The sequence below is a fragment of the Paenibacillus sp. FSL H8-0332 genome (genome assembly GCF_037963835.1).
Lineage (GTDB): Bacteria > Bacillota > Bacilli > Paenibacillales > Paenibacillaceae > Paenibacillus_AQ > Paenibacillus_AQ rhizoplanae.
This window is the reverse complement of the sequence record NZ_CP150145.1, coordinates 862,005-876,546: the sequence shown is the minus strand read 5'-3', so window position 1 is coordinate 876,546 and position 14,542 is coordinate 862,005. Positions and strand designations below refer to the sequence as shown.

Here is a 14,542-nt window from a genome sequence, read left to right as displayed (position 1 = left end):
TATTCGGGTCACAACAAGAATTATTTCTTCGCGTTAATCTTCTGGACATTCTCCTGCCATCTTTGCGTTTTGAACTCGAGTAGCTTATCCAGCCCGGCTTTTTTGGCGTTCTTTCTAGCCGTTTCCAGCGCGGACAGCACCTCTTCGTCCGACTTCGCCTGAACCATCTGGGCAAAAGCCAGGGTATGAATATTCTGAACATTCTGGGCGATGATCCCCATCTCCGTATCGGGAACCGGATCGGTATTCACGAATTCCGTAATATCCAGAGCGGTTTTCCAGGTCACCGTGGACTGCGCTACCGTCTCCCATGATTTCTGGTTGGCGGCAAGCGAAGCCTCCAGGCTCATTTTTGCCGTATCAATAAGAGTCGTGTTGCCCGCCCAGTTGAAATCTTCGAACTTCCGCATAGTTTCCGTACGCTCATTAGCAGGTGTTGTCTTGTATTTCTCGTTCGGAACCGGGGCGCCGTCTGCATCCTCTTCATCCCAGTATAGACCCTTCGGACCGAAGAACAGTACCTTCTGTCCCTCCGGACCCGTAATCCAGTCATAGTAGGCGAAGATGGCCTCCGGGTTCTTGGCGGAGGTGGTAATGACATTGACGTTCCAGCCCAGTGTCTCGAAGCCGCTGACAAACACCTTATTCTTGTCTATTCCCGCCTTATGCACCGGCCAAATAATCTCATATCCGCTGTCCGGGTTGCCCGCAGTCAGTGCCCGGTGCCCCTCGGCGCCGTACGTAGTGATGTTGGATTCGACCATGACCGCTACCCGGCCGGTATTCACCTTCTCCTTCACCGCATCCTGGACCTGCTGCAGCGCATCCTGGGTGATCAGGCGTTCGCGGAACAGCTTGTTGATATAGAGCATCATGTCCTCAAAAGCAGGATCGTCATAGATCGGGATCAGCCTGTCGCCTTCAGGATAACCCATAAGGGAGATGAATTTGCTGGTGGTATTCTCCTTGAAACCGCCGTACATAATGTCAAGGCCGCCTCCCTTCTCACCGACCTCCAGAGGCACTACATCCGGGTACTTATCTCGCACCAGGAGCAAATATTGATACAGATCATCAAAGGTTTCCAGCTTCGGTCTGCCGAGTGCGTTATAGATATCCTTATTGACCATATAGCCCCCGTTGCCAAACTGCCCGGAGGTGTACCAGTTGGGGATTTGATAGATTTTGCCGTCCTCAGAACGAAGCAGGTTCAGGGTGGATTCCTTTACATATTTCTTGAAATTCGGATACTTCTCATAATACTCATCGAGCGCTACCAGCCTTCCTGCCTGCACCAGCCGTTCCACTGTGGCTCCCCGGTCCGTGAAGATCACATCCGGCAGAGCGCCGCTGACAATCATCGTGTTAAGCTTTTCTGCGGCCGCCCCCCCGGATTGCACCGGCTCAACGGTAACCTTGCGGTTCTCCTGAATCCATCTCGTCGCCTCATTCTCCCCCCAAGAGGCTGTTGTAAGCCAGTCGTAGTTCCCATAGAAGCTGAAGGTAGTAGGCTTAATGCCGCCGTCATCTGTGGCTGCCCCGGCCTCTCCCTCACTTGTGTTCTGCGGAGTGCCGGATTCCCCGCCACTGCTGCAGGCAGTGAGCAGCAGCAGGCCGGTAAGCAGAAGCGATACCCATTTCAACCGAATGCGCATGTTGTCCCCTTCTTTCTACACGATATGAAAGACTGCTATTCTTTCAATGAACCGATCAGTACGCCCTTAACAAAATACTTCTGGAGAAAGGGGTACGTCAAAATAATCGGGATAGTGGCGATCATCATCGTAGCCATGGTCAATGACTTCGTGGTGACCGTGCGATTCCGGTTCATATGATCCAGTGCAATGGCATTCGATGAGCCGATCTCAGTCATAATGTTGGAGTTCATAATTTGCCGCAGCAGCGTCTGTATAGGAAGCAGAGGGTCCTTCGTAATATAGATGGCTCCCGTGAACCAGTCGTTCCAGTACCCCACCGCTGTAAATAATGCAATCGTAGCGAGGACCGGGCCGGAGACGGGAATGACAATTTTGAAGAAAATCCCATAGTTGCCGCAGCCGTCGATCTTGGCCGATTCCTCCAGCCCGTCAGGCAGCGCAGCGAAGAAGGTGCGGATTACAATCATGTTGTAGACGCTGATGATTCCCGGGATAATCAGTACCCAGAAGGTATCCAGCATATGCAGAGAGCGGATGAGCAGATAAGTGGGGATCAGCCCGCCGCTGAAGAACATCGTAACCATGAAGAAGACCATATACTGCTTACGGTACAGCAATGTCTTTTTGGACATGCCGTAGGCTAACAGGGCCGTGAAGAAGACCGACAAGGCCGTGCCGCTCAAGGTTCTAAGGACGGTGATCAGAAAAGAGTTCAGCAGGCGGTGATCCTGAAACACAATATAATAATTCTCGAAGGTGTACACTCTCGGCCACAGGGTTACGCCGCCCAGCGCCGTATCGCTCCCCTGATTAAAGGAGATCACAAGCGCATTCCAGAACGGATAGAGCATAATAACAGCCATCAGTGTCAAGAGGATATAGATCGTCCGCTGCATGATTTTGTCGCCCAGGCTTAGTCTCATTGTTCACTCCTCCTATAGATTGTAGGTCTACCAGAGACTAACATCTGCCCGGCGGGCGATTTTGTTGGCTGTCACCAGCAGAATTACACTGATCACCGCTTTGAACAGTCCTACCGCTGTCGCATAAGAGAATCTGGCATTCAATATCCCGACACGGTATACGTAGGTGTCAATGACATCGGAGTATGGCCGCAGGATTGGATTGGTCGCCAGCAGCAAAATGTCCTCAAATCCCGCACTAAGCAGATTGCCGATGGCCAGAATCATAAAGATGATAATAATAGAAGCAATGCTGGGGAGGGTAATCAGATAGATCTGCTTAAAACGGCTTGCACCGTCTATAGAGGCCGCCTCATACAAGGCCGGATCAACACCCGCTATCGCGGCCAGATAGACAATACTCCCGAACCCGATCTCCTTCCACACATTGACACTCACCAGAATCGACCAGAAGTATTTCGGAATCGCCAGAAAATTAACCGGTTCTACGATCAGGTCCAGCCGTTCCAGCAAATAATTCAGCGTTCCGTTATCCACGGATAATAGCGAGAATACAAATCCGGATACAATGACCCAGGACAGAAAATACGGCAGATAGCTGACGGTCTGGATGAACCGTTTGAATGCCATATTTCCGATTTCATTCAGCATGAGCGCAAACAGAATGGGGGCCGGGAACGTAATCAGCAGCTTCAGAAAGCTAATCACAATCGTATTTCTCATCACATTCCAGAACTCGGGAGCCTCAAAGAACATTTTAAAATTCATAAATCCAACCCACGGACTCTTCATTATGCCGCCAAAGATATCATACTGCTGGAAGGCCATAACCACGCCATACATTGGAATGTAGCTGAATATAAGAACAAAGATAATGCCCGGCCAAACCATGGACTGTAAATCTAACTGATCCCTAAACTTGTGCCTTACCCTTGGTTTCTCTGCCATCTTCATCCGTCTTCCCCTCCGGCGTAAGTCTAATGAAATAATGGCAAAAATGGTTTGTTGTGCTCCAGCATTTCATCCAGCAGCTGTTCAGCTACGGTGACTGAAGGGACCAGCGGATGATGCACCAGGGCTTGCAGGGCAATGTCCCGGTCTCCGCGAACGGCTGCCTCGATGGTCAGACTCTCATATTGCTTAACCGCCGCCAGCAGACCTCTGACGGATTGTGGAATGCGGCGCAGCGGGACCGGCAGCGGACCTTGCTTGGTCACCAGACAGTTCACCTCGATGGAAGCATCATCCGGCAGGAAATCAATGATTCCGTTATTTCGTACGTTCAGCGTCTGAATATCGCGCGAATCATTATAGATGGACCGCATCAGCAGTACCGCCGCCTCCGAATAATAGGCTCCGCCGCGCTGCTCCAGCTGCTTCGGCTTCTCCTTCAGCTCTACGTTCCGGTACAGCTCGAACAGCTCTTCCTCCACCTGCTTCACCACCTCAGCCCGCGAGCCGGTCGATGCTGCCGCTTCCTTCTGTTCCGCAAGCATCTCGTCTGTCATATAGTAATAGCTCAGATAATAGGAAGGGATCGCTTTCAGCCCATTCAGGAACCGGTGGTCCCAGGAATCAAACGGTACATTGCTGGCCTTGTAATCCTGAGGATAGTCAATAAGCTCCTGCAGCTTGCTCTTTCCGTCAATCACGACATCAGATACCCAGTGCAGGTGATTGATGCCCACGAACTCCGCATAGATCTTGTCAATAGGAAGTCCGAAGAACTCGGAGAGCCACTTTTGAAAACCGATGGGAGAGTTGCACAGCCCTACGCTCTTAACCGAAGAATATTTGTGTACCGCCTCGGTCACCATGCCCGCCGGATTCGTGAAATTCAGCAGCCAGGCCTCTGGGGCCAGCTCCTCCATATCCCTGCAAATATCGAGAATGACCGGGATCGTCCGCAGGCCCTTCATCATCCCTCCGGGGCCTGTCGTCTCCTGACCGATCACATTGTACTTCAGCGGAATCAATTCGTCCCATTTCCGCGCTTCCAGCATGCCTACCCGGATCTGTGTGCAGACAAAGTGCGCTCCGGCGATGGCTTCCCTGCGGTTAAGCGTTTCCGTTAACGTTATCGGCAGGCCGGACTCCGCAATCATACGCTTGCTTAGTTCCGCAATCGTATGCAGCTTCTCCCGCCCTTCCTCAATATCCACGAGCCATACTTCGCCGATGGGCAGCTCTTGATGGTGCTTGATAATCCCCTCGATAAGCTCAGGTGTATACGATGACCCGGCTCCGATTACAACCAGCTTCAATGTTTCCTCCATGATAGAACCTTCCTTCACCATTTTCATTTGATTACCTGCTCCAGAGACAGGCGGTCCAGGATTTCATGATTCACATCCATTCCGCTGCTTTCCATCGCCAGAACGACCGAACCAACCACCGGCTCACGGTTTAATATCCTCAAGGTGGCACCCGGCGCCGACTGCTTCACTCTCTGCTCAATGGCGCGCTTGATGATTCCCGAGCGGTCTCCCTTGGTCAGCAGGCTGCCGGCCAGTACAACGTCAAAAGTATCCTTCTCCATCGCCAGTTGGCGGATCGTTGCCGCCGCAGCCAGTCCCAGCTCATCGCCTTGCCTGATCAGTAGCTCAGTGGCAACCTGGTCCCCGTCCTCTGCCGCCTGAAACAGCAGCTCGGCAATATCAGCCGGTAATTCCCGGTAATGATCCAGATACTCCTCCCGCAGCTCCGTAACGCTGGAATAGCCCAGCCGCCGGGTTAAGCGCTCTGTCAGCACCGTCTTGCCCGCTCTTCCATCATGCGCCCGCATCACGCTACGGAATACCTCCATACTTAGATCATAGCCGCCGCCAAAATCACCAAACCGGTAACCGAACCCCCCGCATTGATGCATCACGCCCAGCGGATTCTTGCCGGCACAATTCACACCTGAACCGCAAATCAGCACAACTCCATAATTCTCCCCGGTGCCGGAGCGCAGTGCATTCCAGGTATCGCAGGAAATCTCCGTCCGGGGAAGGCTGAGGCGGCTGATGATCGGCCGCAGAATCCGGAAGTCAGCCTCTCTGTCGGCTCCTGCCATTCCGAACCAGGAATACTCCAGCTGGTCCCTCGTCAACCCTGACGCCATGACCGCTTCCGATACCGCCTGCTGTAAACTCTCTTCTGCCTGCTCGCAATTCTTTTGGTGATTTCCGTTTCCTCCCCGGCCTACAGCAATAACCTGACCTTGTTCACTTGCAATCATGGCATAGGTTTTGCTGCCCCCAGCATCCACTCCCAAGTAATACTTCACAGATCATTTCACTCCTAATATTCAGGTTAATCTTACATTTGCTGACGATTCGCGCACGAGAAGCTGAGGAGCGAGCTTCGTTACAGCGGGCGGCATCACCTCCCCATGGATTAATTGCATCAGCAGATCAACCCCGATGCTGCCCATTTGCGCCTCAGGCTGCCTGACCGTCGTGAGCCGCGGGTAGAATTCGCCTGCGAACTGCTGATCATCGAATCCCACGACCGAGAGATCATGGGGGACCCGAATCCCCTCGTCGCGCAGCGCCTGGACTACTCCAAGAGCAATGAAGTCATCTCCGCAAAAAAAGGCTGTCGGCAGCTTATCTTCACGGACCCAGCGTTTGGCGACCTCATACCCCCCGCTCACCGTGAACCCGCAGGAATCTGTGCCGAACGACGTTAGCCCTGCTTCCTCCAGTGCCTGGCTATACCCCCGCTTACGTTCCGCAACGCTCAGGAATACCGAAGGGCCGCCGATAAAGGCAATCTGCGTGTGTCCAAGATTAATCAAATGCTTGGTTGCCTCATAACCGCCCTGGTAATTATCGACCACGACACTGGGAACATCCTCATGCTGGAACTGGTTATCCAGCAATACAAACGGAATGTTTTTTCTTTTCAGCTCCTCTACAGATGCTTCCTCTTCCAGCGGGGACAACAGGATAATCCCGTCCACACGGTCCTTCTGAAACAGGAAGTTATCCCCTTCATCCTCATTCTCGGCAATGGATAACGCCAAGAAATACCCTTGCTCCGTCAGCTTGCGGTTGACCACACGAATTACGCGGTCATAGAAAGAATCGTTAAAGTTGTTAATCGACATCCCGATGACTCCCGTCTTGCCGCGTACCAGACTCCGCGCTGCGGAATTGGGCTGATAATTCAGCTCCTCCATCGCTTTAAGCACCTTCTGTCTATTGGACTCACGCACAGACGGTGAGTGGTTTAGCACTCTGGATACAGTCACTACCGAGAGCCCTGACTTTTTGGCTACATCATGAATATTCATCTTAGATTACCCGCCTCCTCCACTCTAAAGTTTAAACGATTAAACTTTCAGTGAAAATAAAAAATTCCTTACATATCATGATATATCCTTTTCCTCACTGATAATAGAACATTTAATGTCAGCTTTGTCTCAATATAAACCTTATTAATCTTTACAAAAGTTTAAAGGTTTTTACTTTGGGTTAATATTACCACCGTTCTAAATATCCGTCAATCCAAAAGCTGGTGCCGTCCATTTTAAAAGATCGGCAGACCCGGAACCCGGGTCTGCCGAGGATTTATTTCCCATTTTTCACAGCTTCATCAAAGTTCACATAAAGAAACCAAACTGACAAAGAGAAGCTCTAAGTCAGTTTGGTTTGTATTCATCTTATATTCAATTCAACTCATTAAACCTTTCGAGCATAGTGGCAACCTCCGCTCTGGTTGCAAGACCCGAAGGATTTATAGTCAAATCCGTGTTGCCCTTCATGATGCCCTTGGACACAGCCCAAGTAATGGACTCTTTGGCATAGCCTGAAATTTTATTTGCATCTTTGGAGCTCAGGCTTGAAGTTTTTGCTTGAAGGTCAACACCTTTAACCTTTGCGTATCTATGCAGCATAACAGCAATTTGCTCACGGGTGATGGCATCATTAGGAGCAAATTTACCCTTATCATACCCGTTAACAATTTTGCTTTGATTTGCCCAAATCACCGGATCTGAATACCAACGGCCACTTTGAACATCAGAGAATACATTTGCAAATTTAACATTCGGTTTATTCTCCATGCGATAGATTACAGTGGCCAGCATGGCACGGCTCATTTTCCCGGAGGGTGAGAATTCCGTTCCAGAGGTTCCTGTGAATAGTCCCTTGTTGTAAACATATCTTACAGAAGAATAGAACCAATCGTCATGTGCTATATCTGTAAAAGGAGTTTTTCTCGCAAAGGTAACAACCACAAGGGTGTCCCGGCTAACCTCTGGAATGGTGTAAATGTCATGGCCTATAAATTTGTCACCGTTGACAAAAATATATTCTGTTTCAAACCCTTCATCCGGAATCATTCTGATGGTTGCAGAGGTTGTTGCGCGAATGGTCTGAGCTTCAAAGCCCTCGGCAATTTTGCCATTTCCGCCTTTAACAGAAGCTTTAACGGAATAGTACAGATCAACTGCGGTGTTATTGACTGTGGTATTGTCAGCCGGAGCAGCCCAACGTTTCGGGCCGACAATTTTGGAGTTCTCGAAATCGGAAACACCAATGCTAAGCTTTTCAATAGCTTCAGTGATTTCCGACGCCAGCGCATCCTTGTTATTAAAAACAGCCTCAGCCCCGGCAATCACATCTCTCAATTTTTGAGCGGATTTTGTCGGATACCAATGATCCGGATAGTAGATGTTTTTGGGATTATCCGCAATAGTAACTGAAGCAAGTAAAGCTTTTGCAGCAACAATGTCTTCATATAATAGAGATTTTGAGGGGTCCTTTATTCCAGTGCCCACAATGATTTGCACATCTTCAACCGGTTCAATGTACCGGTGTGTCGCATCTTTGTTCGTTATAATGAAGCCGCTTGAAGAGATGCTGAACGTGCCGCTGTTCTTAGCTTGAAATACAGCCGTTCCAATATTTTTCAGTATGGAATCCTCTTTTCCGTTGGCGGTCATATCCAAATAGACATAGTTGATGGCACCATCGGCATATTTCATTGAAATGTCCTTTTCCACATTCACAGCGGTATTGTCGAGTACATAAGAATCAAACTGCAGCTTTCCTTGAAAGCCATATACAGGCGCCCTTCCGGCACCCGTATAGGAAAGACTTAGTTTAACAAATATTTTTTCTCCAACTTCAAATGATGATTTCAAGGAACCTGAGCTGTCCGTTACTTTGATGTCCACACGATAACTAAGGTCTGCAGCATCATTTGCGCCATAGGCATATGATGGTAGGGCAGCCCCTAGAAGCATTATGCACAAAATGATTTTTAAGTATTTGATCATCTTTTAAGTGCCTCCATTAGGGTGAGCTGCGCATCTACAATGTCAACAATGCCGTCACCGTTTGTATCAGCTCTCATCCAATTTTCTGCAGAACTAAAACCGTTGTAAATATTGTCTAAAATAGCGTTCAATGTTGCCAGAACGTCAACTTTATCCATAGCACCACTACCATCGGTATCTCCACGCAGAAGAACAGGAGATTTCACCGTTGGTTCAAAACCAAGCTTGGCTGTTAATTGCTCGCCTGTGACAAGCTCCTTTGAAGCACCAATATAGGCTTTCTTAAGATTGTCATATAACAGAGTTTGTTTGTTGCCTCCAATCACAACCGTTGCCTTGCCCATGTTCATTTCAGTGTATATGGTGTACAACGAGAACCCTTGTGTCTGACGAACTTCATAACGGTAACCATAATCTTTTACTTTGATTTTGATAACGTCTGACAGTTCTTTATAGACCGTCTTCCCGTCCTGGCCTTCAAAGGCAGAAAGTCTATAACTAACCTTGATGGCAGTTTCGCCTGGAGCTAATGCTTCAATGGTCCCATCTTGCGAAAGTCTGATGATGTTCTGATTATAAAGAACGTCCCACACAACGTCTTCTGCTTTTAGAACGGTGCCGTTAACTGTGCGGAGAGCTTTCACAGAAAGCGCCGTTGTCCCGCCTATGCCAAGCTCGATCGAATCAGGCTGATCCTCGGAGCCTTCCAGGTCAGAGATTAGTTTAATGCTTTCATACTCAGACAAAACACGATTCACAAGATACACTGGAACAGCCGTTTCGTTACCGGCATCATCAACCGCTTTAAGCATCAGGGTTTGGTTCGGGTCCTCACTCGAGGCCTTACGATTGACAACGAAGGTTCCGTCCGGACTGATAACAATTCCGTCTGAAGTGCCGTCTAACGTTAATGTTGCGGATGGATCTGTTAGACCACGGAAGCTGTAGCTTGAGTCTGCGCCAACAAAAACAACTTGATTGCTGACAGTGTTATCAACGTTTTCCTTATCAAGGCTGGTTTGAACATCTTCATCAAGGAGTAACGCAGGTGCTTTTGTATCAACAGTAAATCCAATAGCCCCTGATGACCTGCTGCCTTGGAGGGTGTCACGGTTTTCAGCAACCGCTATAAAGTCAACCAGCTGCTGGCCGTCTTCAAGACTTTCTTCAAATGACCAGACCTTCTTAAATTCTTGAGGCGTGTTTTTATCTTCGGTGTTAAGATTTAAGGTCATTTTAACAGGTCTGTCGAAGGTGTACGTCGCCTTTAATTGGTCAGTGTTTAAGTAATAGCGATCTTTTGACCGGTCAACGTTTGTTTCAATGCTTACAAGCTGAGGTTTATCCGTTGAAGGCATAACAAAGCTTGGCGATGATACAAATTCGGTTGACCGATAATATTCCGCCTGCTTCAGGGGAGACTCCACAATTCTAGCAGCCTGCACTTTAACAAAATAAGTCTTGCCTTCCTCTAATAGAGGCCGGTTGGTTTGGCTTTCCAATGGTTTTAGAATGATGTCACTGCCAACTTTAAATTGACCAAAGGAATTATCGACCTCAACCCCATCTTCGTCTTGGATCGCCACGAGATAATGTGTTGCAGTTTCGTCGCTTCCCGTTATATTTACCTTCACATAGCCGTCACCGCTGTAGACCGCAGAAACGGATTTCGGGTTTCGAGGGAGCAATGGATTTGTGAAAGTGAATGTTGAAGCAGTGATTTTCTTGCTCATTCCGCCTTGATGGTTAACAAGCATTGCCACCACATGATATTTCCCTTCAGGAAAGGACTCAGGAAGTGTGAACGCATGAGCGCCTGATTCAATTTCATCTAACTCCAGGTTGCCAATACTAATTAATGATGAAGTATCTTGAATGTTAGACGATTCGATTGTTTTCATGACGGACGAGTCTTTTGTGACATAGACATTAAGTGCACCCGAATATTTGCTTTGCTTGTCCGTAGTCCAGGAAACGTTAAGTTCACGGCTTGTATTATTGCTAGTAGAAGCATTAATTCCTGTAAGCTCTGGCATATAGTCAACACTGTTTACTGCAAAGTTGTCTATATAAACATCCGGTGTTGTAACTGAAATGGACCAGTTACCCGCAACAATCAGAGAGGGATCAGTGACTGAAATGTATAAATAGTTAGTGCCATCTAAAGCTTGAACAAGATAGTTTCCGTTGCCCTTGTTATCGTCTTCAACCATGGTCAATCTTTTTCCATTTGGATTGGTGACAATGATTTCTGATGCAGAAGGCTTGATTAAACCACGAAGTGGAATTTCAAAGAGAAGTGCATCCTTTGTTGTCGGGTTAATCTCTTTTGTAACCCCATTCCCGGCCCTTGTCTTAGCGATGGCCTCCGTACTCAGTCTTCTCATATTCGTTCCATAGATCATGGTGGTTGGCACAAGGTTGCCGCTCTCGTCCAGCGCTTCCGAGTGGACATAGTGAACGGCATCTCCTCTTGAAGAGAGGTCGATGGACCCGCCAAAGCTTAGGTCACCGTTCCAATAATAGATAAAGCCAAGCTTCACCCCAATGACCTTAAAGTTTGCACCCACAAAGTCAGATGAGACTGCTGCCTCAACTCCTGCGATCTCCTTGCCCCCAAGCAGCGGGATGGAGTCTGGAATGAACAGCCCTGCATAAACATAACCATAAAAATAATCTTCCGTAATTTTAATCGTTATCCCGCCACGAATGGCTCCGGCATGAATACTGATGCTGCCGAAGGCATTGAGTTGAAACGGCGAGATCCATTGAACATTCATTCCCGCTTGAATATTAAGAAGCCTTCCCTCTTCGTCTTTCTCCAAGTGGCCGCTGCCTTCTATGGCAAGACCGGATAGTTTAGCATCCAGCTTAAAGTCGCCTACAATAATGGCATTAATTAAAAGCCTTGTTTGAAGATGGATGGTGAGGGGTGGAAGTTCACCTGCCGGTTCTCCGGCAACGGTATCTGCAAGGTTTGAAATTCCTCCGCCAAGGCCTGTGATAAATACATAAGGTGCAACCACAGGAACTTTCATTGTGGATGGCGCTAAAAAGAAGGTGAGCTTGTCCAGCATCATCTTGGGAACTTCGTTAATAGGAACCTTCTTCAGTGCCAGTGACCCTTCTACTTCCAGCATGGTAACGGAAACACCGGCATCAATGCTATAAATATCATCAATGGTATTAATGGTTATATCCGCCTTAACACCGGCTTCGTTTCCTACTAACGGGCCTAATATATCTTTGGGCAGGGCTACAGACAGTGTTGTGTTAATGCCAACAAAACCAATTTTGCTGTCTTTACTTCCATAGAGAACATCTTGAACGTTCGCTGTTAGCGAGCCTTTATAATCATAATGCTCCTCACCCTTAGATGGATCAGCAGCTTTTAACGGCATTGAAATTCTTCCGCCAAAGCTGATTCCGAAATCATCATCGTCCTGGGTCATCACACCATATTTAATATTGATCAAGAACCCTGCAATATTCTGCAGCATATAACCGGCATCTCCGAGCTGAAGTTCAAATGCTTGAGCAGTCTTCTCGGCAACAGCCTCCCGATCCAGGGTATATTTAGTTCCATTGCTCACTTCGAAATGCCACTTATTATGCCAAATATTAATCGAGTTGATCACTTTGACGGTACCATCGCCTTCTAGCTTTGCACCCTCGTTGTCAACGGTCATCTTAAGAGCTTCGTTGCTGTCATAGGTCAGGATGCTGTTGATGGTAATATCGCCATCGGCTCTGCTGGCAGAGTAATATTTTTCTTTACCCGTATCCATAAGCCTGATTTTTCCGCGAAGGGTCAACAGAATTTCTGTTTTATTTTCTTCAAATGCTATTTCTTTGTGAAGAATGCCATCTTTTTTCACGCCGCCGGATATAAATTTCTTCATTACATCTTCGTTTGTAAAACTAATATAATCATATAACTGTCTGTTGTTTGCAGCGTCTGTGAATCGGACTAGCGAAACAATACCGTAGCTTGCACTTTTATCCGCTATTTTATTGGTGACGTCCACTTTAGTTGTGGCTTGGATTTTTGTACCGAAGGCATCGATCAGCTGTTGATTCGTAAATCTAAATTCAATGTCATACTTTCCAACCGCCAACGTCTGATTCGTTGAGAAGGCAAGCGTTTGACCTTCCTCAACAAAACTTATTTTTCTTTTGTCAATCAGAACAGCCTCAGCGCTGGATGATGGAACAAGGTACAGACTCCATCCGTCACTCCCCGAAAGGGCCTCCATCAGAACCTTCATATCGCCAGAAACGGTAAGGTTTTTGTCACCTTCATAATAAACTGCCGCCGGGAAAACATGCTTCATTGAAACTTCCGGGAGCTTTCCTTCCACTGCTGGAATCAAAATGTTTGTGTTTGCACTATAGTCAACCACTTTATTTGTGCTAGCATCAATAATTTCTGTTGCGTTTAACGAAACGACCAGACGTTTTGATGTGATCATAGACTGTGTCTCTGCAATAATGTCAACATCCGGAATATCAAACACCGTTCCAATGTTAAGACCGCCCGAAATCTTCACCGTGTATTCCCGTGTATTCGTGGCTGCAAACACAAGTCCCTCTTCGAGGCTAAGCTTCACAATGGGTTCTATAAGTTCTTTTGCTCCTGAGACACTATTGTCAATGACTACATTTGCTTTAATAACACCATTGTTTTCATAAGCTTTTTTGTCGTTAGTAAGTAATACTTGTTCAGTGTGGATCCCTATGGATACATGCTCCTTTTTGGTTTGTTCAGCAAAGTTACCGATACCATAGAGCATTTCAGAAATTCTGACTTGACCCGGCTCAATTGATTTTTCATTCCAATAATAAGCCGTTGCAGTGTCAGGAACTAAATATTTGTTGGAGTAATTAGTAAAGTCAACACTAGGGTTTGGTGTATAATCGTATCTTGTGTTTGCAAGATTAATCCAGTGCCCGACAATCACTTTATCAACGTTTACATCCTTGTTGCCGCTCCAGCCGGACAAGAGGGCATAAGCTGTCTTGTTCGAAGCTGAAAGAGAATCAACATATCTAATTTGCTGCGGAAGGTGGTCACCGCTATATTCGGTTTCAACGATTGTCGGTTGCGACGGATTAACCAACACATAAGGTGCATCAATTTCTGAACCAAGCGCGTTGTCTAAAAGAAGCCGAATCCCCACCGTTCCGGCTGTGGCATTGTTATTTTTCACATCATAAGAAACACCAATGTTGCCAGTCCTTGAGTTGTTAGGGTCAATCGAAATGGATACCTTTTGTGTGATGGTATAGCCCTTAATGTCCCATGCAATGGTTAAAAGCCTGTTTTGCTCTGAGACTACAGGTTCATGAAGCTTTGTATCGATTCCAAACCAGCCATATTCCTGACCGAAAATAAAATCCTTTCCGTCGATACGAACGGTTGTGAAGGATGTTCCATTGCTCCTTGCTGTATCTTCCTTATAAAGAAGCGGAAGGTTGTTGTCAAACGCTTTTTGTGGATGACCATCAATGGTTTCGATGGAGAAACCACCCGTTTTTGAATTGATTGAATATTTCATAAATTCGTTCGCAATGGAATAATCCGCATTACTGGCGTCAGCATGAACAGGGAAACTTGCAAAAGTGAAAAGCATGGATAGAATAATAGCTGCAGCTACGCTGCGTTTCATTGTTCTATAGAACGTCATTGC

Annotated in this window: 8 protein-coding genes; all 8 read right to left on the bottom strand. The window is 47.3% G+C overall.

The features are described from left to right. Positions 1-20 precede the first annotated feature (20 nt). A complete protein-coding gene (locus NST43_RS03700; protein ID WP_339222621.1) occupies positions 21-1,655 on the bottom strand; it encodes an extracellular solute-binding protein in 1,635 nt (544 codons plus the stop codon). Positions 1,656-1,690: 35 nt separating this feature from the next. Then, positions 1,691-2,581 carry a carbohydrate ABC transporter permease gene (locus NST43_RS03695; protein WP_209993306.1) on the bottom strand — a complete coding sequence of 297 codons (891 nt, stop codon included), beginning with the start codon at positions 2,579-2,581 and terminating at the stop codon, positions 1,691-1,693. A 27-nt stretch (positions 2,582-2,608) separates the two neighbouring features. Continuing rightward, positions 2,609-3,535, bottom strand: coding sequence for an ABC transporter permease subunit (locus NST43_RS03690; protein WP_339222620.1), 927 nt, complete (start codon positions 3,533-3,535; stop codon positions 2,609-2,611). A 23-nt stretch (positions 3,536-3,558) separates the two neighbouring features. Continuing rightward, entirely contained in the window at positions 3,559-4,857 is a 1,299-nt protein-coding gene (locus NST43_RS03685; RefSeq protein ID WP_339222619.1) for a 6-phospho-beta-glucosidase, read from the bottom strand. Positions 4,858-4,880: 23 nt separating this feature from the next. Then, positions 4,881-5,852 (bottom strand): BadF/BadG/BcrA/BcrD ATPase family protein, encoded by a 972-nt coding sequence (locus tag NST43_RS03680; RefSeq protein ID WP_339222618.1) that lies wholly within the window; start codon positions 5,850-5,852, stop codon positions 4,881-4,883. A gap of 21 nt (positions 5,853-5,873) precedes the next feature. Further along, positions 5,874-6,863 carry a LacI family DNA-binding transcriptional regulator gene (locus tag NST43_RS03675; RefSeq protein WP_173136535.1) on the bottom strand — a complete coding sequence of 330 codons (990 nt, stop codon included), beginning with the start codon at positions 6,861-6,863 and terminating at the stop codon, positions 5,874-5,876. A 375-nt stretch (positions 6,864-7,238) separates the two neighbouring features. Beyond that, positions 7,239-8,852 (bottom strand): S-layer homology domain-containing protein, encoded by a 1,614-nt coding sequence (locus tag NST43_RS03670; RefSeq protein ID WP_339222617.1) that lies wholly within the window; start codon positions 8,850-8,852, stop codon positions 7,239-7,241. Next, complete coding sequence (locus tag NST43_RS03665) at positions 8,849-14,539, bottom strand: hypothetical protein (RefSeq protein WP_339222615.1); 5,691 nt, start codon at positions 14,537-14,539, stop codon at positions 8,849-8,851. Before NST43_RS03665 ends, NST43_RS03670 begins: the two co-directional genes overlap by 4 nt. Positions 14,540-14,542 lie beyond the last annotated feature (3 nt).

Bases quoted from the DNA above. Each gene is read 5' to 3' on its own strand.
- NST43_RS03665 (WP_339222615.1), bottom strand. From the start codon at position 14,539: ATGACGTTCTATAGAACAATGAAACGCAGCGTAGCTGCAGCTATTATT.
- NST43_RS03685 (WP_339222619.1), bottom strand. From the start codon at position 4,857: ATGGAGGAAACATTGAAGCTGGTTGTAATCGGAGCCGGGTCATCGTAT.
- NST43_RS03670 (WP_339222617.1), bottom strand. From the start codon at position 8,852: ATGATCAAATACTTAAAAATCATTTTGTGCATAATGCTTCTAGGGGCT.
- NST43_RS03695 (WP_209993306.1), bottom strand. From the start codon at position 2,581: ATGAGACTAAGCCTGGGCGACAAAATCATGCAGCGGACGATCTATATC.
- NST43_RS03700 (WP_339222621.1), bottom strand. From the start codon at position 1,655: ATGCGCATTCGGTTGAAATGGGTATCGCTTCTGCTTACCGGCCTGCTG.
- NST43_RS03690 (WP_339222620.1), bottom strand. From the start codon at position 3,535: ATGAAGATGGCAGAGAAACCAAGGGTAAGGCACAAGTTTAGGGATCAG.
- NST43_RS03675 (WP_173136535.1), bottom strand. From the start codon at position 6,863: ATGAATATTCATGATGTAGCCAAAAAGTCAGGGCTCTCGGTAGTGACT.